General features: G+C 72.2%; 23 protein-coding genes. 14 read left to right on the top strand and 9 right to left on the bottom strand.

The genetic code is table 11. The features are described from left to right. The first annotated feature begins 50 nt into the window (after positions 1 to 50). Positions 51 to 458: a hypothetical protein gene (locus CP977_RS08160; RefSeq protein WP_062756700.1), complete on the top strand. Its 408-nt coding sequence runs from the start codon at positions 51 to 53 to the stop codon at positions 456 to 458. Here CP977_RS08160 and CP977_RS08155 read toward each other — a convergent pair. Continuing rightward, a complete protein-coding gene (locus CP977_RS08155; RefSeq protein ID WP_062756701.1) occupies positions 447 to 1,145 on the bottom strand; it encodes a FadR/GntR family transcriptional regulator in 699 nt (232 codons plus the stop codon). The genes CP977_RS08160 and CP977_RS08155 overlap by 12 nt on opposite strands. 85 nt (positions 1,146 to 1,230) lie before the next feature. On the opposite strand from CP977_RS08155, the gene CP977_RS08150 reads away from it, so the two are divergent. The 4 genes from CP977_RS08150 (at position 1,231) to CP977_RS08140 (ending at position 3,751) form a co-directional block, all read left to right on the top strand. After that, positions 1,231 to 2,715 carry a CynX/NimT family MFS transporter gene (locus tag CP977_RS08150; protein ID WP_152369850.1) on the top strand — a complete coding sequence of 495 codons (1,485 nt, stop codon included), beginning with the start codon at positions 1,231 to 1,233 and terminating at the stop codon, positions 2,713 to 2,715. Positions 2,716 to 2,732: 17 nt separating this feature from the next. Beyond that, positions 2,733 to 2,849 (top strand): SGM_5486 family transporter-associated protein, encoded by a 117-nt coding sequence (locus tag CP977_RS35185; protein WP_260321902.1) that lies wholly within the window; start codon positions 2,733 to 2,735, stop codon positions 2,847 to 2,849. Between the two features lie 144 nt (positions 2,850 to 2,993). Beyond that, positions 2,994 to 3,197, top strand: a complete 204-nt coding sequence (locus CP977_RS08145; RefSeq protein WP_062756703.1) for a hypothetical protein — start codon at positions 2,994 to 2,996, stop codon at positions 3,195 to 3,197. A 35-nt stretch (positions 3,198 to 3,232) separates the two neighbouring features. Beyond that, the gene (locus CP977_RS08140) at positions 3,233 to 3,751 is read left to right on the top strand and encodes a SixA phosphatase family protein (RefSeq protein ID WP_062756704.1); all 519 of its coding nucleotides are present in this window, start codon (positions 3,233 to 3,235) and stop codon (positions 3,749 to 3,751) included. A gap of 115 nt (positions 3,752 to 3,866) precedes the next feature. Here the strand turns inward: CP977_RS08140 and serB are convergent, their stop codons facing one another. Next, the gene (serB, locus tag CP977_RS08135; RefSeq protein ID WP_062756705.1) at positions 3,867 to 5,096 is read right to left on the bottom strand and encodes a phosphoserine phosphatase SerB; all 1,230 of its coding nucleotides are present in this window, start codon (positions 5,094 to 5,096) and stop codon (positions 3,867 to 3,869) included. 208 nt (positions 5,097 to 5,304) lie between these two features. On the opposite strand from serB, the gene CP977_RS08130 reads away from it, so the two are divergent. Beyond that, entirely contained in the window at positions 5,305 to 7,869 is a 2,565-nt protein-coding gene (locus CP977_RS08130) for an ABC transporter ATP-binding protein/permease (protein ID WP_152369849.1), read from the top strand. 69 nt (positions 7,870 to 7,938) lie between these two features. Here the strand turns inward: CP977_RS08130 and CP977_RS08125 are convergent, their stop codons facing one another. The 3 genes from CP977_RS08125 to CP977_RS08115 all read right to left on the bottom strand — a co-directional run bounded on the left by CP977_RS08125 (position 7,939) and on the right by CP977_RS08115 (position 10,925). Continuing rightward, positions 7,939 to 8,742, bottom strand: coding sequence for a transglycosylase SLT domain-containing protein (locus CP977_RS08125; protein ID WP_152369848.1), 804 nt, complete (start codon positions 8,740 to 8,742; stop codon positions 7,939 to 7,941). Positions 8,743 to 9,018: 276 nt separating this feature from the next. Beyond that, positions 9,019 to 10,146: an S-adenosylmethionine:tRNA ribosyltransferase-isomerase gene (locus CP977_RS08120; RefSeq protein WP_079131259.1), complete on the bottom strand. Its 1,128-nt coding sequence runs from the start codon at positions 10,144 to 10,146 to the stop codon at positions 9,019 to 9,021. Next, on the bottom strand, positions 10,143 to 10,925 hold the full coding sequence (locus CP977_RS08115; protein ID WP_152369847.1) for an SDR family NAD(P)-dependent oxidoreductase: 783 nt from the start codon (positions 10,923 to 10,925) through the stop codon (positions 10,143 to 10,145). Before CP977_RS08115 ends, CP977_RS08120 begins: the two co-directional genes overlap by 4 nt. Before the next feature lie 185 nt (positions 10,926 to 11,110). Between CP977_RS08115 and CP977_RS08110 the strand changes: the two genes are divergently transcribed. The 3 genes from CP977_RS08110 to CP977_RS08100 all read left to right on the top strand — a co-directional run bounded on the left by CP977_RS08110 (position 11,111) and on the right by CP977_RS08100 (position 13,286). Continuing rightward, complete coding sequence (locus tag CP977_RS08110) at positions 11,111 to 12,256, top strand: GAF domain-containing sensor histidine kinase (protein WP_152369846.1); 1,146 nt, start codon at positions 11,111 to 11,113, stop codon at positions 12,254 to 12,256. Continuing rightward, positions 12,249 to 12,893 (top strand): response regulator, encoded by a 645-nt coding sequence (locus CP977_RS08105; protein ID WP_062756709.1) that lies wholly within the window; start codon positions 12,249 to 12,251, stop codon positions 12,891 to 12,893. Before CP977_RS08110 ends, CP977_RS08105 begins: the two co-directional genes overlap by 8 nt. Before the next feature lie 153 nt (positions 12,894 to 13,046). Then, on the top strand, positions 13,047 to 13,286 hold the full coding sequence (locus tag CP977_RS08100) for a chaplin (RefSeq protein WP_062756710.1): 240 nt from the start codon (positions 13,047 to 13,049) through the stop codon (positions 13,284 to 13,286). A gap of 82 nt (positions 13,287 to 13,368) precedes the next feature. On the opposite strand, the gene CP977_RS08095 is transcribed toward CP977_RS08100, so the two are convergent. Further along, complete coding sequence (locus tag CP977_RS08095) at positions 13,369 to 14,160, bottom strand: hypothetical protein (protein WP_062756711.1); 792 nt, start codon at positions 14,158 to 14,160, stop codon at positions 13,369 to 13,371. 136 nt (positions 14,161 to 14,296) lie between these two features. On the opposite strand from CP977_RS08095, the gene CP977_RS08090 reads away from it, so the two are divergent. The 4 genes from CP977_RS08090 (at position 14,297) to CP977_RS08075 (ending at position 17,495) form a co-directional block, all read left to right on the top strand. Beyond that, positions 14,297 to 15,094 (top strand): ABC transporter ATP-binding protein, encoded by a 798-nt coding sequence (locus tag CP977_RS08090; RefSeq protein WP_030204886.1) that lies wholly within the window; start codon positions 14,297 to 14,299, stop codon positions 15,092 to 15,094. Between the two features lie 71 nt (positions 15,095 to 15,165). Further along, positions 15,166 to 15,597, top strand: a complete 432-nt coding sequence (locus CP977_RS08085) for an NfeD family protein (protein ID WP_109185653.1) — start codon at positions 15,166 to 15,168, stop codon at positions 15,595 to 15,597. Positions 15,598 to 15,690: 93 nt separating this feature from the next. Further along, a complete protein-coding gene (locus tag CP977_RS08080; protein WP_062756713.1) occupies positions 15,691 to 16,629 on the top strand; it encodes an SPFH domain-containing protein in 939 nt (312 codons plus the stop codon). A gap of 98 nt (positions 16,630 to 16,727) precedes the next feature. After that, positions 16,728 to 17,495, top strand: coding sequence for a sulfite exporter TauE/SafE family protein (locus tag CP977_RS08075; RefSeq protein WP_062756714.1), 768 nt, complete (start codon positions 16,728 to 16,730; stop codon positions 17,493 to 17,495). Positions 17,496 to 17,564: 69 nt separating this feature from the next. On the opposite strand, the gene CP977_RS08070 is transcribed toward CP977_RS08075, so the two are convergent. The 3 genes from CP977_RS08070 to CP977_RS08060 form a co-directional block, all read right to left on the bottom strand. Then, positions 17,565 to 18,071 (bottom strand): HNH endonuclease, encoded by a 507-nt coding sequence (locus tag CP977_RS08070; protein WP_062756715.1) that lies wholly within the window; start codon positions 18,069 to 18,071, stop codon positions 17,565 to 17,567. A gap of 154 nt (positions 18,072 to 18,225) precedes the next feature. Further along, entirely contained in the window at positions 18,226 to 18,765 is a 540-nt protein-coding gene (locus CP977_RS08065) for a YbhB/YbcL family Raf kinase inhibitor-like protein (RefSeq protein WP_062756716.1), read from the bottom strand. An 85-nt stretch (positions 18,766 to 18,850) separates the two neighbouring features. Further along, complete coding sequence (locus CP977_RS08060; protein ID WP_152369845.1) at positions 18,851 to 19,633, bottom strand: sporulation protein; 783 nt, start codon at positions 19,631 to 19,633, stop codon at positions 18,851 to 18,853. A gap of 87 nt (positions 19,634 to 19,720) precedes the next feature. Between CP977_RS08060 and CP977_RS08055 the strand changes: the two genes are divergently transcribed. After that, a complete protein-coding gene (locus CP977_RS08055) occupies positions 19,721 to 20,392 on the top strand; it encodes a DNA-3-methyladenine glycosylase (protein ID WP_062756718.1) in 672 nt (223 codons plus the stop codon). Positions 20,393 to 20,862: the final 470 nt, after the last annotated feature.

Below are 20,862 nucleotides of genomic sequence, written 5' to 3'. Positions count from 1 at the left end.
GACTGAGGCAGAGCGTGAAGGTCTGCTGCTGACGGGGAGGAGGTACGGGCATGCACGTGACACGTCACGGATTCGGGGCGTTCGCCTCGGTCGCCGTGCTGCTGACCGGGGTCGCCCTCGCCACCGAGGTGCGCGCGGCCCCCGCCCCGGCCGAGGAGGTCCCCCTCGCGGCCCCGGCGCCCGGGGAGCCGGAGAACTTCGGCGCCTCCTGCCGCACCGACATCGAGGGCTCCCGCGTCACCGCCCACTGCCAGAACCCGTACCCGCGCACCGACCGGGTCCGCCTCCACGTCGAGTGCGAGCGGTGGTGGGACCTCGACACCGACAGCGCCCCCGTGGACGTCGGCCCCGCCGACTACGCCCAGCTCACCGGCCGCTGCTGGAAGGAGGTCCGGGCCGCCTGGATCACCCACCAGCCGGCGGACCCGGAGCCCGCGCCGGACTCCTCAGGACCGTGAATCCGGTGCGTCCCGTACGGCGCTCCGCAGGCACATGAAGGGGTAGCCCGCCGCCTCCGTGCCCGCCCGCTCGGCGTCGCCGTCCCGGATCGCGTCCACCAGGCGCGCGTGGTCCATGTGGTTCTCCGGCCGCAGCTCCCGCCCCACGTCGTCCCGTAGCCACTGCCGCAGCAGGTCGCCCAGGTCCGCGTAGAGCTCCGTGAGGACCTCGTTGCCCGAGGCGGCGACGACCGCGTGGTGGAAGGCCGCGTCGGCGGTCACGAACCGCTCCGCGTCCCCCGTCCCCCACGCCTCCTCGCGCCGTACGAGCAGGGCGTCGAGCTGCTTCAGGTCCCGCTCCGTGCGCCGCTGCGCCGCGAACCGCGCGGCGGCGGACTCCAGGGTCGAGCGCAGCTCGGCGACGTGCCGGGGGTCGGAGCCCGCGAACCGCCGGTGCATGACGCCCGCCAGCTCGCTGGTGGCGGCCACGTACGTCCCCGAGCCCTGCCGGATGTCGAGCAGGCCGTTGTGCGCGAGCGCGCGGACCGCCTCGCGCACGGTGTTGCGGGCCACGCCCAGCTGCTCGACCAGCTCGGGCTCGGTCGGGATGCGCGAGCCCACCGGCCACTCGCCGGAGGTGATCTGGTTCCGCAGCTCGGCGATCACCTGGTCGGAGAGACCTGCGCGCCGGGGATGGCCGAGGGCCATGGAGGCACCTTCCCGTTCGTTCGAGACTTGCTTCGGGATGTTCGAGATTGGACAACCAATCATCCCATGATTCTATGATGGCTCCATGCCTGACGAGCCGAAGACCCTCGACCCCGCCGCACGACCGGCCACCACCGTCGGGGATTCTCCCGCACCGGACCGCGACCGCCCCGCCGGCACGGCGCCCCGGGACACCGAGGCCACCAAGGTCACCCAGGCCACCCCGACCACGCCGGCCACCCCGGGGGCATCGGCGGCACCGGGCACCCCGGCGGCACCGGCCGTCCCGGCGGCACCGGCCGTCCCGGTCCACCGCCGGGTCCTCGTCCCGGTCGTCCTCGGTCTCGTCCTGGCCGCGCTCAACCTGCGCCCCGCCATCACCAGCCTCGGCGCCCTCCTCGAAGAGGTCAGCGAAGGCCTCCACATGAGCGGCAGCGTCGCCGGCGTCCTCACCTCCGTGCCGCCGCTCTGCTTCGCGGTCTTCGGCATCACCGCCCCGCGCCTCGCCCGCCGCTTCGGCCCCGCCGCCGTCGTCTGCGCGGGCATGGCCGCGATCTTCGCCGGCCTCGTCCTGCGGCCCCTCGCCGGCGGCACCGCCGCCTTCCTCGCCGCCAGCGCCCTCGCCCTGATGGGCATCGCCGTCAGCAACGTCCTGATGCCCGTCATCGTCAAGCGGTACTTCCCCGACCGCGTCGGCACCATGACCGGCCTCTACTCCATGGCGCTCGCCCTCGGCACCTCCGTCGCCGCCGCCGCGACCGTCCCGATGACCGACGCCCTCGGCGGGGACTGGCGCCTCGGCCTCGGCGTCTGGGCGGTCCTCGCCGCCCTCGCCGTCCTGCCCTGGCTCCCGCTCCTGCGCGACCGCGACGGCGGCCGGGCCGGCGCCTCCCGTACGGACAACGGCGCTTCCCGTACGGGAGCCGGCTCCCCCCGTATGGATACCGGCGCTCCCCGTACGGAAGCGAAGGCCCCGGCGCAGGCCGCCGCGCCGCGCGTCACCCGCAGCCGCACGGCCTGGGCCCTCGGCGCGTTCTTCGGGCTCCAGGCCACCGGCGCGTACATCACCATGGGCTGGATGCCGCAGATCTTCCGCGACGCCGGCGTCCCCGCCTCCACCGCGGGCGTGCTCCTCGCCGTCACCATGGTCATGGGCGTCCCGCTCGCCTTCGTCATTCCCCGGCTCGCCACCCGCATGAAGACCCAGGGCCCGATCGTCGTCGCCCTCGCCCTGTGCGGCCTCGGCGGCTACACCGGCCTCTTCCTCGCCCCGGCCGCCGGAGCCTGGATCTGGGCGGTGCTGCTCGGCGTCTCCAACTGCGCCTTCCCGCTCGCCCTCACCATGATCGGCCTGCGCTCGCGCACCGGCGCCGGCGTCGTCCGCCTCTCCGCCTTCGCCCAGAGCGTCGGCTACCTCATCTCGATCCCCGGACCCCTCCTCGTCGGCGTGCTCTACCAGCACAGCGGCGGCTGGGGACTGCCCATCGCGCTCATGGGAGGCCTGATGGTGCCTCAGATGATCGTCGGAATCCTGGCGGGCAGGGACCGGACGGTCGAGGACGAATGCTGAGGTGCGAGACTGTTCCCATGCCAGTTCTCGAACCCAATCCGCCGAACGGCCAGAAGAAGCTGCTCGCCGTCTTCGGCGCGATGATCGCCATCACCGTCGTCATCGGCGTCATCGCCTCCATCGCCGCCCCGTGACCCTCCGGCCGGGGGGTGGCCCCCGCATCCCCTAGGGGGCGGGTCTCAGGGTCTAGTGGGTGGATCACCGGATGGGCCGCGGCCCCCGCGCTCCGTACGTTGGGAGACGACGGCGAAAGCGGAGACCCACCCACGGAGGCGGCCATGTCGGTCCGTACGCGCAGCGGTACCGGGACCACGGCGACCGGCGCCGACATCAGGCTGCCCTGGTGGGTCCTCGCCCTCCCGGTGGCCGCCTTCACCGCCCTCCTGCTGCTCATGACCGGGCCGGGAGAGGCACACGCGACCGGGGGAGACCCGAAGGTCGGACGGTTCCTGGAGCAGGTCCGGCAAACGCTCCCTCTCTGAGTCGGAGAGGCCCGTTTCGTGCGAAGCTGTGGACCATGAGCGTCGATACACCCCGCAGGATCGTGCTGCTCCGGCACGCGAAGGCAGACTGGCCCCAGGTGTCCGACCACGAGCGGCCCCTCGCCGAACGAGGCCGCTCGGACGCCCCCGTCGCGGGCCGCAGGCTCGCCGAGACCGGCATCGGCTTCGACCTGGCCCTCTGCTCGACCGCCGTCAGAACCAGGGAGACCTGGAAGCTCGCCGTGCACGAACTGCCGGAGCGCCCCAGGACCGTGTACGAGGACCGGCTGTACGAGGCCTCGCTCGGCGAGCTCATCGCCCTGCTCAACGACGTCCCGGACGAGGTCTCCGACCTCCTGGTCATCGGCCACAACCCCGGCATGCACGCCCTCGCCGACGCCCTCGCGGGCCGGGCCGAGGGCGACACCGCGACCCGGATGAACCGCAGCGGCTTCCCGACCTCCGCCTTCGCCGTCCTCGCCTTCGACGGCTCCTGGAAGTCGGTCGAGCACGGCGTCGGCACCCTCGTCGACTTCTGGACCCCGCACGACTGACGGGTCCCGTACGGCCGACGAGGCCCCGCGCCCCCGTCCCCGTACGCGCGAGGGCCCGGCCGTCCCCAGGACGACCGGGCCCTCCTCGTCGCGACCCGCCGATCGCGGCGGCGGCTCAGTGCAGCAGCTCCTCGCCGCCGTCCGCCGCCTCGACCTCCTCGCGGGTGATCCCGAGCAGATAGAGCACGGTGTCCAGGAACGGCACGTTCACCGCCGTGTCGGCGGCCTTCCGCACCACCGGCTTGGCGTTGAACGCCACCCCGAGCCCGGCCGCGTTCAGCATGTCCAGGTCGTTGGCCCCGTCGCCGATCGCCACGGTCTGCGCCAGCGGCACCCCCGCCTCCGAGGCGAACCGGCGCAGCAGCCGCGCCTTGCCCGCCCGGTCCACGATCTCCCCGGTGACCCGCCCGGTGAGCTTCCCGTCCACGATCTCCAGGGTGTTGGCCGAGGCGAAGTCCAGCCCCAGGCGCTCCTTCAGGTCGTCGGTGACCTGGGTGAACCCGCCGGAGACCACGCCCACCTGGTAGCCGAGCCGCTTGAGCGTACGGATCAGGGTCCGGGCCCCGGGCGTCAGCCGCACCTCGGCGCGCACCTTGTCCACCACCGAGGCGTCCAGGCCGGCGAGCAGCGCCACCCGCGCGTGCAGGGACTGCTCGAAGTCCAGCTCGCCGCGCATCGCGGCCTCCGTCACCTCGGCGACCTTGTCCTCGCAGCCCGCGTGCGCCGCGAAGAGCTCGATCACCTCGTCCTGGATCAGGGTCGAGTCCACGTCCATGACGACGAGCCGCTGGGCGCGCCGGTGCAGACCGGCGGAGACCACGGCCACGTCGACCCCGATGGTGTGCGCCTCGACGGCGAGCGCGGTCCGCAGCGGCTCGGTCTCACAGCCCGAGACCGCGAACTCGACCGCCGTCACCGGGTACTTCGCGAGGCGGAAGACCCGGTCGATGTTGCCGCCGGCCTCCGCGATCCTGGCCGCTATGGCCGCCGTCTGCTCCGCCGTGAGGGGGTTGCCGAGCACGGTGACGTGCGAGCGCCCCTCGCCCCGGGGGCGGTTGTCGCCCGTGCCGGAGATGATCTCGGCCTGGAGCTTCAGCGACTCGGCCCAGCTGTGCACGGTCGCCCGGAGCTCGCCCTGCGACGCGACGGTCGGCTCGGTGACGAGCGCGCACAGGACGAGGCGGCCGCGCGAGACGACCTGCTCGATGTCCACGACGTCGACGGAGTAGGCGGCGAGGGTGTCGAAGAGTCCCGCGGTGATCCCGGGACGGTCCTTCCCGAAGATCTTGACGAGAAGGGTGGGAACGTCCGAGGGGGAAACGTCTGAGGTCTGCGATGCGCTCATGGTGGTTCCCACCGTATCCGGCACCGCGCGCCCCCCGACCCCCCGTCCCGCGTACCGGACACCGGCCCCCGGGCGGCCCTCCGGCGCCCCGCCCGCCCGCCGGGCCCGCGCCCCGACTTTCGGAGAGGGGACCGGGCCTGAAATAGTTCCCCCCGGATGTTCGCCATCCCTGGACTCCCAGCGACGGGGGTACATCGGGGGACAAGTAGTGGGGCGTGGAGTGCCAGAACTCGTACTGGAATTGAATGGAAGGACCTGGACCCTCGATCCGTCCAGGTCGTACACCGTGGGCCGGGACCCGCAGGGTGACCTGGTCATCGACGATGCCAGGGTCTCGTGGCGCCACGCCACGATCAGCTGGGGCGGCCGGAGCTGGGTCATCGAGGACCACGGCTCCACGAACGGCACGTTCGTCCGGGGCCAGCGGATCCACCAGATGGAGATCGGGCCCGGCTCGGCCGTCCACCTGGGCAACGCGACCGACGGCCCGCGGCTGAATCTCGCCGCCGGAGCCCAGACCGGGCACCAGGCCGGGCAGCCCGCGCCGCACCAGCAGCCGCCGGTGGCCCAGCCCGTCCCGGCCCACCAGGCCGCGGAGCAGGCCGAGTGGGCCACCCACCAGGCACCGCCGCAACACCAGGCCCCGCAGCAGCCCCACCAGGCCCCGCAGCAGCCCGGCTGGCAGCAGCCGCAGGTCCCGCACCAGCAGGGGCCCGGACGCGGGGGTCCCGGCGTCGGCGCGGGGGCGTCGTCGGCCTACTCCGACCGCAGCCCCACCACGTTCCACGAGCTGTCGCTCGGCCGCGTCATGCGCATCGGCCGTGCCCTGGAGAACGAGCTGGTCGTCTCCGACCTCCAGGTCTCGCGGCACCACGCCGAGTTCCACGCGACGCCCGACGGGCGCTTCGAGATCCGCGACCTCGGCTCGCACAACGGCACGTACGTCAACGGCCAGCCGATCGCCAAGGGCGGCACCGCCCTCCTCGGCCCGCAGGACATCGTCGGCGTCGGCCACTCGACCTTCCGCATCGTCGGCGGCCAGCTGGAAGAGTTCGTCGACACCGGCTCGGTCTCCTTCTCGGCCCGCCACCTCACGGTCACGGTCGACGGCGGCAAGCAGATCCTCAAGGACGTCACCTTCGGCGTCCCGGAGAAGTCGCTGATCGGCGTCATCGGCCCGTCCGGCTCCGGCAAGTCCACGCTCCTCAAGGCGCTCACCGGCTACCGCCCGGCCAACGAGGGCGACGTCCTCTACGACAACCGGAGCCTCTACAAGCAGTTCGCCGAGCTGCGCCAGCGCATCGGCCTGGTCCCGCAGGACGACATCCTGCACAAGGAGCTGACCGTCCAGAAGGCGCTGCGCTACGCGGCCAAGCTCCGCTTCCCCGGCGACACCGCGACCGCCGAGCGCGAGGCCCGCATCGACGAGGTGCTGCGCGAGCTCAAGCTCGACATCCACAAGGAGAAGAAGGTCACCTCCCTCTCCGGCGGCCAGCGCAAGCGCGTCTCCGTGGCCCTGGAGCTCCTCACCAAGCCCTCGCTGATCTTCCTGGACGAGCCGACCTCCGGCCTCGACCCGGGCATGGACCGCGACGTCATGCAGCTGCTCCGCGGCCTCGCCGACGACGGGCGCACGGTCCTCGTCGTCACCCACTCGGTGGCCGAGCTGGGCCTGTGCGACAAGCTCCTCGTGATGGCGCCCGGCGGCTCGGTGGCGTACTTCGGCCCGCCGGAGGAGGCGCTGAACTTCTTCGGCTACTCCACCTGGGCCGACGTCTTCTCCGCCTTCGAGAACTACCGCGACTACGACTGGGCCGGCCGCTGGAAGGGCTCGCAGCACTACCAGCTGTACGCCGCGGACATCGACGCCGTCGCCGCCCAGCCCGTCCAGGTGCCGCAGCAGGCGATGTCCCGCCCGCCGAAGCCGCAGAGCTGGGGCTCCCAGCTGTGGACCCTGATCCGCCGCTACGTCTCGGTGATCGCGTCCGACAAGGGCTTCCTGGGCCTGATGGTGATCCTGCCGGCCGTCCTCGGCGCGGTCTCGGTCGTCATCCCGGCCGACTTCGGCCTCGGCTCGCCGACCCCGCCGTCCCGCTTCAACGGCGACGCCGGCACGATCATGCTGATCCTCGCGGTCGGCATGTGCTTCAGCGGCGCCGCCAACTCGGTCCGCGAACTGATCAAGGAACGGGTCATCTACGAACGGGAGCGCGCCACCGGCCTCTCCCGCTCCGCGTACCTGATGTCCAAGGTCATCGTCCTCGGCCTGATCACGGCCTTCCAGGGCGTCATCATCTGCGGCATCGGCTTCTCCACCCGGGCGCTGCCCGAGGAGGGCCTCTTCATGCCGCCGGCCGTCGAGCTGTGCGTCCAGGTCATCGCCCTGGGCCTCACCTCGATGATGTTCGGCCTGGTCATCTCCGCGCTCGTGAAGACCGCCGAGAAGACCATGCCGCTCCTGGTGATGTTCGCGATCGTCCAGGTCGTCTTCACCGGCATCCTGTTCCAGGTGTACGGCTCGCCCGGCCTGGAGCAGTTCGCCTGGCTGATGCCGTCCCGCTGGGGAATCGCCGGCGCCGGCACCACCCTCGACCTGGCCCGCCTCATGCCGCCGTGGGACCCGAAGAACCCCACGGACACCGACCCCCTGTGGGAGCACACGGCGGCCCAGTGGGGCATGAACCTCGGCGTCCAGCTCCTGATGGCGGCAGTCTTCTGCGTCGTCGTGGCGCGGCTGCTGCGCCGCCACGAGCCCGAGGTCATGCGCAAGTAACCCGGGGACGGACGCGTCCGAGGGCGGCATCCCGTACGGGGTGCCGCCCTTCGGCGTACCGGCGCGCGATCAGTACGCGCTGTTGACGTTGTCCATCGAGCCGTAGCGGTCGGCGGCGTAGTTGCAGGCCGCGACGATGTTGGCGACCGGGTCGTACAGGTCGAACTTGGTGCCCTTGACGTGGTACCGCTCGAAGGTCGGCTGGATGACCTGGAGCAGACCCTTCGAGGGGATGCCGTTGATGGCGTTGATGTCCCAGTTGTTGATGGCGCGCGGGTTGCCGGAGGACTCGCGCATGATGTTGCGGTGGATGCCCGAGTAGCTGCCCGGGATGTCGTGCTTGTCCATGATGAACAGCGCCTCGCGGATCCAGCCGTCGAGGTTGTTCGCGAAGACCGGGGTGCGGGTGACGGAGCGGTTGGCGGCGGCCTTCTCGGCGGCGCGCTTCTTCGCGGCGGCCTGGGCCTTGACCTTGGCGGCGGCCTTGACCTTGGCGGCGGCCTTGGCCTTCGCGGCGGCCTTCGCCTGGGAGGCGGCCTTCGCCTTCGCGGCCTTGGCCTCGGCGGCGGCCTTCGCCTGGGCGGCGAGGTTCGCCTTGGCCTTGGCCTCCTGCTGAGCCTTCAGACCGAGGGCGGTCTGCTGCTCGTTGAGGCCGGCGGCCAGCGCCTTGGCCTGGGCGCTGTTCGCGTCGTAGGACCAGGCGACCTTCTGCGTACCGGTGGAGAGAGCCTGGGGCTCGGTCTCGGTGGAACCGTTGCCGGGCACCAGGGAGAGCGTGAGAGCCGCGGCGCCCAGAGCGGCGACGCCGGCGATCGTGGCCTTGTGGGTCTTCTTCAGACCACGACGACTGTGGCCAAAGGTGTTCGCAGACATGCAGGACTACCTCTTCGAATCGCTGGGGGTCGCTCCGGCCGGGGGCGGCACACGCCTCACTCGGCGGCGACGGATGCAATTCTTAGCGGCGGCAAAATCTGCTGGCAAAGGTGTGACCTACGAAGCCGGATAGTGGACCGGGGGGCCGGGAGGGGGTCGAAGGACGTCCTGTGTGCCCGTTTTTCTCCGTCCTTATCCGACCTTGAGGTCTCCACTAAGCGGCTTCGTAAGTGACGTGGGTCCTATGCCCGGCCTCACACGGGGGAGGCCGTGAACTCACCCCGAGTTGCTTCCGCAACGCGCACGGTGACCCTTCTCCTCCGGGAGGAGGAGATGGACGTCCCCGAACTCGTGCCAGAGGTAGCGGTCCCTCACCGCCGCGGCGTACGCGCTCCGCAGCGCCGCCCGCCCGGCGACGGCCTCCAGCATCAGCAGGTGCGAGGCCTCGGGCTCGTGCAGCCCGGTGAGCAGCCCGTCCACCACCCGCACGCCCCGCGCGGGCGTCACGACCAGATCGGTCCAGCCCCGGCCGGCCCGCGCCGAAGCCCCCGCCCCGACCGGCCCTGCCACCGCCGCCGACTCCAGGGCCCGCACCACCGTCGTCCCCACCGCGATCACCCGCCCGCCGGTCGCCCGCGCCGCGTTCACCAGGGCCGCCGTCGCCGCCGGGACCTCGAAGCGCTCCGGGTACGGCGGCTCGTGCGCCTCCGCCGACGCCACCCCCGTATGGAGGGAGAGCGGGGCGATCCACACGCCCCGCGCCGCCAGCTCCGCCACGAGCCCCGCCGTGAAGGGCCGCCCCGCGCTCGGCATCTCCGCCGAGCCCCCGCCGTCGGGGGAGGGGCGGGCGAAGACCGTCTGGTACGCGGACAGCGGCTGGTCCCGCTCCGTGTACCCGTACCGGATCGGCCGCCCGTACCGCCCGAGCAGCCCCGGCACGTCCCCGTACGCCCGCGCCCACCACAGCCGCCCGCTCCCCGGCGTCAGCGGCCCCGCCAGTGCGAGGCGGCCCCCGCCCGGCAGCCGTACGACCGCCCCCGCCGGGCCGCCCGCACGCGGGCGCGTACTGCCGGACGGCTCCGGCGACCGCAGCTCCACCGCCCACCGCCCGTCGTCGCCCCGCGTCGAGAAGTGCACCACCACCGGCTCCCCGCCCGGCTCGGGCCCGAGCCGCCCGTCCACTGCCGCCGCCAGCGTCGGCGAGGTGTTGACGACGAGCACGTCCCCGGCCCGCAGCAGCGCCGGCAGCTCCCGGAAGGCGTGGTGCGACACCGCCTCGCCCCGCGACACCAGCAGCCGCACGTCGTCCCGGCCGCGCCCCGGCCCCCGCTGCTCGGCCGGCACCCGGGCCGACAGCTCCTCCGGCACGCGCAGCCCTTCGAGCCCGTCCACCACGACGCTCACCGGCCCGACCCCGCGGTCCTCGCGTGCGCGTGCGCGGGCGCAGAACCAGCGGAACCAGCAGAACCAGACGCGGGCGCCACCGCCTCCGGCGACGCCGCCCCCGCCACCCCGTACCGCCCGCTCGCCGGACGCCGGTCGAGGAGGGAGAGGAGCCCCGGCACCACGGACTCCGGACTCGGCCGCCCGCCGACCCCCGACGGGTCCGCCGCCGCGTACAGGTCCGTCTCCATGTCCCCCGGATCCACCGCCCACACCCGCAGCCCCGGCTCCTCCACCGCGAGCACCGCCGCCAAGTGGTCCGCCGCCGCCTTCGACGCCCCGTACCCGCCCCACGTCGCGTACGCCTCCACCGCCGCGTCCGAGCTGACCACGACCACCGTCCCCGCCCCGCTCTCCCGCAGCGACGGCAGCCCCTCCCGCACGAGGCCGAGGACCGCCACCACGTTCGTCTCCAGGGCCTCCCGCAGGCCCTCCAGCGGCTGCTCCTCCAGGCGCACCAGCGGCGCCGCCCCCAGCGCGCTCGCGTTGTTCACCAGCAGGTCGAGCCCGCCGAGCCCCCGCGCCGCCGACACCAGCTCCCGCCGGTGCCCCGCGTCCCGGACGTCCCCGGGCAGCGCCACCACCCGCGTCCCGTGCGCCGCGCGGACCGCCGCCGCGCCCTCCTCCAACACGTCCGCCGTCCGGGCGTCGAGGACGAGGTCCCAGCCCCGCCCCGCAAGCCCGTGGGCCAGGGCCAGGCCCAGCCCCTTCGACGCCCCCGTCACGATCGCGACAGCCATGGCCACCGCCCCTTTCCGTCCATCCGCTCGGACACCGACGGCTCCACCCTCCGGCGCGGCCCCCGCCCGCCGCCTCGTCCCCGCGCCCGGACCGCCGAGGGCACTTCGACCTAGGTCCCGGGACCGGCCCCGGCCTCGTCCCCGGACGGATACGGACGGTCACGCCCCGCCGGTACGGTGAACGCATGAGCCATCGACCGAGCTCCGGCCTGGCCGCCGTGAGCACCGCCCTCCTGGCGATGAGCCGCCACCTGGAGGTCCGCGACGTCCTCAAGACGATCGTGGCCTCGGCCCGCGAGCTCCTCGACGCCGAGTACGCGGCCCTGGGCGTCCCCGACGACCACGGCGGCTTCGCCCAGTTCGTGGTCGACGGCGTCAGCGACGAGCAGTGGCGGGCGATCGGCCCGCTGCCCCGCCAGCACGGCATCCTCGCCTCGATGCTCCACAAGGCCGAGCCCGAGCGGCTCGCCGACGTCCGCAAGGACCCCCGCTTCGAGGGCTGGCCCGCCGCCCACCCCGAGATGTCCGACTTCATCGGCCTGCCCGTGCGGGACGGCGACGAGATCATCGGCGCCCTCTTCCTCGCCAACAAGCGCTGCCCCAAGGAGGACGGCCGCTGCGGCTTCACCGCCGACGACGAGGCCCTGCTCTCGATCCTCGCCCAGCACGCCGCCATCGCCCTCACCAACGCGCGCCTGTACGAGCGCAGCCGCGAGCTCACCATCGCCGAGGAGCGCTCCCGCCTCGCCCACGAGCTGCACGACGCCGTCAGCCAGAAGCTGTTCTCGCTCCGGCTGACCGCCCAGGCCGCCGCCGCCCTCGTGGACCGCGACCCGGTCCGCGCCAAGGGCGAGCTCCAGCAGGTCGCCGCGCTCGCCGCCGAGGCCGCCGACGAACTGCGCGCCGCCGTCGTGGAGCTGCGCCCCGCCGCCCTGGACGAGGACGGCCTCGTCCACACCCTGCGCACCCAGATCCAGGTCCTGGACCGCGCCCACTCCGCCCGGGTCACCTTCGAGAGCCCCGGCGTCCGCGCCCTGCCGGCCGCCCAGGAGGAGGCCGTCCTCCGGGTCGCCCAGGAGGCCCTGCACAACGCCCTGCGGCACGCGGACGCGGAACGGGTCCGGGTCTCCCTCATCCGCGACGGCCGGGGCGCCCGGCTCACCGTCGCCGACGACGGCAAGGGCTTCGACCCGCGTACGGTCCGCAGCGCCGGACGCCACCTCGGCCTGGTCTCCATGCGGGACCGGGCGGGCGGCGTCGGCGGACGGCTCACCGTGACCTCGGCCCCCGGCGAGGGCACCACGATCGAGATGGAGGTTCCCGGTGGCTGACAAGCCCATCCGCGTCCTGCTGGTCGACGACCACCAGGTCGTCCGCCGAGGCCTGCGCACCTTCCTGGAGGTGCAGGACGACATAGAGGTCGTGGGGGAGGCCTCCGACGGCGACGAGGGCGTCGCCCGCGCCGAGGAGCTCCGCCCCGACGTCGTCCTCATGGACGTGAAGATGCCCGGTACGGACGGGATCGAGGCCCTGAAGCGGCTCCGCGAGCTCGCCAACCCCGCCAGGGTCCTGATCGTCACCAGCTTCACCGAGCAGCGCACGGTCGTCCCCGCGCTCCGCGCCGGCGCCTCCGGATACGTCTACAAGGACATCGACCCCGACGCCCTGGCCGGCGCGATCCGCTCCGTCCACGCCGGACACGTCCTGCTCCAGCCCGAGGTCGCCGGTGCGCTCCTCTCCCAGGACGACGCCCCCGGCGGTACGGGCCGGGGACCGTCCCTCACCGAACGGGAGCGGGAGGTCCTCGGCCTGATCGCGGACGGGCGGTCCAACCGCGAGATCGCCCGCGCCCTGGTCCTCTCCGAGAAGACGGTCAAGACGCACGTCTCGAACATCCTGATGAAGCTCGACCTCGCGGACCGAACCCAGGCGGCCCTCTGGGCGGTGCGCCACGGCCTCACCCGCTGACGCGCCCCCCGCGCGCGCCGGGCGCACGACCGTTCACCCGTTCATACCGTCGTGTGTACGTCCCCCGTTCGGCGCAACCTCCCGGGCGGCGGGGCGTTCTCCAGGGCGTGCTGCGGCGGACCGGCCGCAGCGACGACCAGGAGGAATCACCAAGTGAACAAGTTCAAGAAGGCCGCTGCCCTCACCATGGTCGCCGGTGGCATCGTCGCCGCCGGCGCGGGCGTCGCCTCCGCCGACGCCGGTGCCGAGGCCGCGGCCGTCCACTCCCCGGGTGTCGCCTCCGGCAACGCGGTGCAGGTCCCGGTCCACGTCCCCGTGAACGTCTCCGGCAACACGGTCAACGTGATCGGCCTGCTCAACCCGGCCTTCGGCAACGGCGCCGTCAACGACTGACCCGCCACCGCACGCCCCCGACCCCCGGACGATCCCCCCGGGGGCCGGGGGTTTCCCTTTGCCGCACGTTCCACCCCGACCCTCAGAACCCCCGCTCCCGCTCCCTCTCCTCCACGTACGCGTTGTACGCGGCGACCTGCGCCCGCCGTGCCACCCGCTCCACCGGCCGCAGCGCCTCCCCCCGCGCCGCCATTTCCGACGCGCTCACCGCGCCCCCGTGGCCGTGGTCGTACGCCAGGTCCACGAGGAGGCCGATCCGCTGCGCCAGTTCCAGGACCCGCACCGCGCGCGGCGGATAGCCCGGGGCCAGGACCTCGCGGCCGACCTCCGCCCGCGCCCGGTACGCCTCACGCGCCACCTCCGCCGCCGGGCCCGAGGCCGCCACGTCGAGCCGGGTCAGCACCGTCGTCGCGTCCCGCAGCGCCTCCGCCAGCTCCCGTTCCGCCTCGCCGAGCGACGGCACGTCCGCCGGCGGCGCCTCCCGCACCGCGAGGCAGCGCCACACCACCTCCACGTGCACGTCCCCCGCCGGACCCGCCTCCGAGACCTCCGGCACCAGGCCGTACGGCGCGCCGAAGCCCACCACCGCCTCCTCCGCCTCCAACGCGCGCGCGTTGAAGTCCGGCGGCCCGCTCAGCCCCAGCGGATGACCCGGCGCGGGCAGCGCCACCCGCCACCCGGTCACCCCGAGCCGCCGCAGCCGCCCCAGGGCCAGCGTCAGCCCCACCGGACCCGCCTCACCCGGCAGCCCCTCCACGCGGTGCACCGCGTCCTCCCCGACAATGGCCATGGCCGCCTCGTCCGGCGACACCGCCCCGGCCAGCAGGGCATTGCCCCAGGCGGCCAGACGTCCTGAGCGTGGTTCCGAAAGCATCCCCCCAGACTAAGGACTCGGGGGAAACAGCAGGGCCTGTCCGGCCCGCTCCGGCGATAACGTAGGTTTTCCCCTGGACGCCGCGCCCGCCGGCGCAAGGCGACGACACTCGACCGCAAGGGGAGACAACGCGCTCATGAGCGATGTACTGGAGCTGGTGGACGTATCCGTGGTCCGCGACGGACGGGCTCTGGTGGACGACGTCTCCTGGTCGGTCAAGGAGGGCGAACGCTGGGTGATCCTCGGCCCCAACGGCGCCGGCAAGACCACCCTCCTGAACGTCGCCTCCAGCTACCTCTTCCCCACCAAGGGCACCGCCCGCATCCTGGGCGAGCAGCTCGGCGGCGTCGGCACCGACGTCTTCGAACTCCGCCCCCGCATCGGCATGGCCGGCATCGCCATGGCCGAGAAGCTGCCCAAGCGCCAGACCGTCCTCCAGACCGTCCTCACCGCCGCGTACGGCATGACGGCCACCTGGAACGAGGACTACGACCCGGTCGACGAGGACCGCGCCAAGGCCTTCCTCGACCGCCTCGGCATGAACGACTACCTGGACCGCCGGTTCGGCACCCTCTCCGAGGGCGAGCGCAAGCGCACCCTGATCGCCCGCGCCATGATGACCGACCCCGAGCTCCTCCTCCTCGACGAGCCCGCCGCCGGCCTCGACCTCGGCGGCCGCGAGGACCTGGTCCGCCGCCTCGGCCGCCTCGCCCGCGACCCGTACGCCCCCTCCATGATCATGGTCACCCACCACGTCGAGGAGATCGCCCCCGGCTTCACCCACGTCCTGATGATCCGTCAGGGCAAGGTCCTCGCCGCCGGACCCGTCGAGACCGAGCTCACCTCCCGCAACCTCTCCCTCTGCTTCGGCCTCCCGCTCGTCGTCGAGCGCCTGGAGGACCGCTGGACCGCCCGCGGCCTGCCGCTGAAGTAGACCGGCCGGGCGCCGTGACCGCACAGCACCGCGCCCTGTCCCGGAAGCACCCGCCGCCCTACCATGAACGGGTGGACATCGACGCGTGGGTGTGGTGGCTGATCGTCGCGGTGGGACTCGGCATTCCCCTGGTCCTCACCGCGATGCCGGAGTTCGGCATGTTCTCCGTGGGGGCGGTCGCGGGAGCGGTGACCGCCGCCCTCGGCTTCGGCATCGTTCCCCAAGTACTCGTCTTCGCCGCCGTCTCCGTGGCGCTCATCGCGGTGGTACGCCCCCTCGCCGCCCGCCACCGGGGTGACGGACCCGGACTCTCCAGCGGGGTCGACGCCCTGAAGGGACGTCAGGCCGTCGTCCTGGAACGGATCGACGGCACCGGCGGGGGCCGCATCAAACTCGCCGGAGAGATCTGGTCCGCCCGCGCGCTCGACGCCGGACAGACCTTCGAACCGGGCGAACAGGTCGACGTCGTCGAGATCGACGGCGCTACAGCCGTGGTCATGTGACCGAACCTCGCCCATGACGTTCCGGCGTCTGCGAGACTCGATCATCGAAAGCAAACCGGCAGTCAACCGGCAGCGAAGGGCACGGGGAACACGATGTCAGCAGTCATCATCGTCCTGATCATTCTGGTGGTGCTCGTCTTCATCGCCCTGATCAAGACGATCCAGGTCATCCCGCAGGCGAGCGCGGCGATCGTCGAGCGCTTCGGCCGCTACACCCGCACGCTCAACGCCGGACTGAACATCGTCGTCCCGTTCATCGACTCCATCCGCAACCGGATCGACCTGCGCGAACAGGTCGTCCCCTTCCCGCCGCAGCCGGTCATCACCCAGGACAACCTGGTCGTGAACATCGACACGGTCATCTACTACCAGGTCACCGACGCCCGGGCCGCCACCTACGAGGTCGCCAGCTACATCCAGGCCATCGAGCAGCTCACCGTCACCACCCTCCGCAACATCATCGGCGGCATGGACCTGGAGCGGACCCTCACCTCCCGCGAGGAGATCAACGCGGCCCTGCGCGGCGTCCTCGACGAGGCCACCGGCAAGTGGGGCATCCGCGTCAACCGCGTCGAGCTCAAGGCGATCGAGCCCCCGACCTCCATCCAGGACTCGATGGAGAAGCAGATGCGCGCCGAGCGCGACAAGCGCGCCGCCATCCTCACCGCCGAGGGCACCCGCCAGTCCGCGATCCTCACCGCCGAGGGCGAGAAGCAGTCGCAGATCCTCCGCGCCGAGGGCGAGGCCAAGGCCGCCGCTCTGCGCGCCGAGGGCGAGGCCCAGGCCGTCCGCACGGTCTTCGAGGCCATCCACGCCGGCGATCCCGACCAGAAGCTCCTCTCCTACCAGTACCTCCAGATGCTCCCGAAGATCGCCGAGGGCGACGCCAACAAGCTCTGGATCGTGCCCAGCGAGATCGGCGACGCCCTCAAGGGCCTCTCCGGCGCCTTCGGCAACATCGGCTCCGGCGCCCCCGGTTTCAACACCAAGACCGGAGCGCCCGAAAGGCGAGACGAACCGTCGGTTGACTGACACGTACACGTAATTCTCGTGCATGATCGGTACGAGCCCCTCGACCCCGGCGGTCCCGGAGCGGGGAGGCGACTCACCGACCCTGTAAGGAGAAGGCGTTGTCCCTCTGGGAAGCCCTGGCGGTCTTCGCCGCCGGCATCGGCGCCGGCACCATCAACACGATCGTGGGATCGGGGACGCTGATCACGTTCCCGGTCCTCCTCGCGACCGGACTGCCACCGATCACCGCCAACGTCTCCAACGCCCTCGGCCTCGTGCCCGGCTCCGTCAGCGGCGCCATCGGCTACCGCCGCGAACTCAAGGGCCAGAAGAAGCGCGTCCTCCGCCTCGGCGCCGCCGCCCTCGTCGGCGGTCTCGTCGGCGCGATCCTGCTCCTCGCCCTCCCGTCCGACGCCTTCGACGCGATCGTCCCCGTCCTCATCGGACTCGCCCTCGTCCTGGTCCTCCTCCAGCCCCGCATCGCGGCGGCCGTGAAGCGCCGGCGCGAGCAGACCGGGTCCGAGGCGCACCCCGACGGCGGCCCCGCCCTCCTCGTCGGCCTCCTCCTCGCCAGCATGTACGGCGGATACTTCGGCGCCGCCCAGGGCGTGCTCTACCTCTCCCTCATGGGCCTGCTGCTCCACGACGACCTCCAGCGCATCAACGCCGTCAAGAACATCCTCGGAGCCCTCGTCAACGGCGTCGCCGCCGTCTTCTTCCTCTTCGTCGCGGACTTCGACTGGACGGCCGTCCTGCTCATCGCCGTCGGCTCCACGATCGGCGGCCAGCTCGGCGCCAAGGTCGGCCGCAAGCTCTCACCCGCCGTCCTGCGCGGGGTGATCATCGCCGTCGGCGTCGTCGCCATCCTCCAACTGACCCTCAAATGACGCGGAAGGGTCCGCCCCCCACCGGGAGGCGGACCCTTCGCATACACGCGGCATCCGCGGGTACGCGGACTACGCGGCCGAGTTCGCCAGCCACTCCGGCAGCGCGGACCGCTCGCTCGCCCGCAGCGTGAGCAGCATCGCGTCCGCCGGGGTCGGCTCGAACGGCTGGTGCAGCAGCGGCATCCCCGCCTGCTCCGGCGTCCGGTCGGCCTTGCGGTGATTGTCCTCGGCACAGGACGCCACCGTGTTCAGCCAGGTGTCCTGGCCGCCCTGCGCCCGCGGCACGACGTGGTCCACCGTCGTCGCCCGCTTCCCGCAGTACGCGCACCGGTGCTGGTCCCGTACCAGCACCCCCCGTCTCGACCACGGAGCCTGTCTTCGGAAGGGCACCCGGACGTACCGGCAGAGTCTGATCACCCGGGGCACCGGCAGATCGACGGCGGCACCGCGCACCCGCAGCTCGGGATGGGCCTGCTCGACGACGGCCTTGGCCTGCAGCACGAGCACCACCGCACGGTTCAGAGTGACCGTCGAAAGCGGCTCGAAGCTCGCATTGAGTACCAGCGTGTCCCGCATGCTGCCCACCTCCCGTATGCCGGCCCGCCCCCTGGCGGGCTTGGATCAACGATGGCCGGGCCGGCCGGGTCGGACAACGCAATTTCCCGCGAAACAAAAGGTGCCCGCTTCTGATCTCTCCAAGACCAGAAGCGGGCAAACAACAAACGAACGATCAGCCTGCCGCGGGAGCCGCGTACTCACCGATCAACTGCGCACGGCCCAGCGTGTGGAACCGCAGGTTGAACCCGACCGCCGCCGGCGAGGCGTCGGCGTCCGGCCCCAGCTTCTCGCTGTCCACCGCGTACACCGTGAAGACGTACCGGTGCGCCGGGTCCCCGGCCGGGGGAGCCGCACCGCCGAACTCCTGCGCGCCGTAGTCGTTCCGGGCGTGCACGGCACCGGCCGGCAGCCCCTCGAACGCACCCGACCCGGCCCCGGCCGGCAGCTCCGTCACCGACGCCGGGATGTCGAACAGCACCCAGTGCCAGAACCCGCTGCCCGTCGGGGCGTCCGGGTCGAAGCAGGTGACGGCGAAGCTCCTGGTCTCCGCCGGGAAACCCTCCCACCGCAGCTGCGGCGAGGTGTTCCCCTCCGCGTACACCTGAGCGTCCTTCAGGACCCCGCCCGGCGCGATGTCGTCGCTCACCACCGTGAACGCCGCCACCGGCGGATGGAAGTCGTGGGGGAGCGGCGCCCTCTTGCCCTCGGACACGTAGAAACCCTCCGTATCGCCCGTCGCCGCCGGGACGGGTCCTGCCTCGCGGCCCGATCGCCCCGGCGGCCTTACGGACCCGAGCCTAGAGCCAGTTGCGACGGCCGCCGACCTCGGCGAGCCACTGGTTCAGGTAAGCCGCCCAATCGGTGGTGTGGAAGTCGTGCAGACCCACCTTGAAGGACCGGTAGGAGTCGCTGCCCTCGGTGAACAGACCCGGCTTCTTGTCCATCTCCAGGACGACGTCCATCTCGCGGTCGTCGGCGACGAAGCTGACCTCGACCTGGTTCAGGCCGTGGTACTGCTGCGGCGCGAAGAACTCGATCTCCTGGTAGAAGGGCAGCTTCTGCCGCGTCCCCCGGATGTGCCCCCGCTCCATGTCCGCGCTCTTGAAGCGGAAGCCCAGCTGGAGGAAGGCGTCCAGGATCGCCTGCTGCGCCGGCAGCGGGTGCACGTTGATCGGGTCCAGGTCACCGGAGTCCACGGCGCGCGCGATCTCCAGCTCCGTGGTCACGCCGATGTACATGCCGCGCAGCTGCTGCCCCGACACGGCGGTGATCGGCGTCTCCCACGGGATCTCCAGCCCGAACGGCACCACGTGCACCGCGCCGGCCTGCACCTGGAAGGCCCCGCCGAGGCGCGACTTCACGAACTCGATGTCCTGCTTGTGCTCCTGGTCGCCGCCCTCGACCTCCACGCGCGCCTGGAGCCCGACGGACAGCCCCTCGATCTGCTGGTCGACGCTTCCGCCCTGGATCCGCACCTCACCCTGGACGACCCCACCGGGGACGACGTTCTCCTCGGTGAGCACCGTCTCCACGCTGGCCCCGCCGGCACCCAGGCTCGCGAGCAGCTTCTTGAATCCCATGGCTTTCACTCCTTCTGGTCCTGACCCCTACATACGCGCGAAGACGGTAACCGGTTCCGGACCGGGTCCCCACTAGGCTCGGACGCCATGAACGAGAGCCCCGACCGTACGCCGCTCCCGCGGTCCTTCTTCGACCGCCCCGTCCTGGAGGTGGCCCCGGACCTCCTCGGGCGCACCCTCGTCCGCACCACGGAGGAAGGACGGATCGAACTGCGCCTCACGGAGGTGGAGGCGTACGCCGGCGCGATCGACCCGGGCTCGCACGCCTTCCGGGGGCAGACGGCACGCAATGCCGTCATGTTCGGCCCGCCCGGGCACGCTTACGTGTACTTCACGTACGGCATGTGGCACTGCCTCAACCTGGTGTGCGGCCCCGTGGGCAGCGCGAGCGGGGTCCTGCTGCGCGCGGGCGAGGTCGTCAGCGGCGCGGAGCAGGCCCGCCCCCGCCGCCGCTCGGCCCGCAAGGACGACGAGCTGGCCAAGGGCCCGGCGCGCCTGGCCACCGCCCTCGACGTCGCACTCTCCCTGAACGGCGAGGACGCCTGCGCCGGCCCGGCCGCCCCGCTCGCCGTCCTCACCGGCACCCCGCCGGCCCCGGCCCTGATCCGCAGCGGCCCCCGCACGGGCGTCGGTGGCGAGGGCGCCCCGCACCCCTGGCGCTTCTGGATCGACGGCGACCCGACGGTGAGCCCGTACCGCGCCCACACCCCCCGCAAGAGGAACAAGGGGGGCCTTGACTCGGGCCGACGAAGTGCGTAATGTGGCCCGAGCCGCTGGATCAGGGCCTGCTTGTTCGAGCACCCCCTGCAGTGGCCACCCACTACTCAAGAAGATCCCCTCGGCGAGGGCGTATTTCGGCGTGCCGTAATGCGTTTCGAATGACTCGATTATGAGTCACCGGGGAAATCCGCTAAAGTAGTGACCACGCCGGAAGGGCCCGGAGCGAAAGCGAAAGGGACTGGAAAGCACCGAGGAAATCGGGTCGGAAAGATCTGATAGAGTCGGAAACGCAAGACCGAAGGGAAAAGCCCGGAGGAAAGCCCGAGAGGGTGAGTACGAAGGAAGCGTCCGTTCCTTGAGAACTCAACAGCGTGCCAAAAATCAACGCCAGATTAGTTGATACCCCGTCCAGCCGGTTCCGGTTGGTCGAGGTTCCTTTGAAAAAGTCCACCCCTTCGGGGTGGCACACACAGCGAGGACGCTGTGGACAGCCGGCCTTATTCCGGTCT

The sequence above is a fragment of the Streptomyces cinereoruber genome, assembly GCF_009299385.1.
Taxonomy (GTDB): Bacteria; Actinomycetota; Actinomycetes; order Streptomycetales; family Streptomycetaceae; genus Streptomyces; species Streptomyces bikiniensis.
This window is presented reverse-complemented; position numbering and strand designations above follow the sequence as displayed.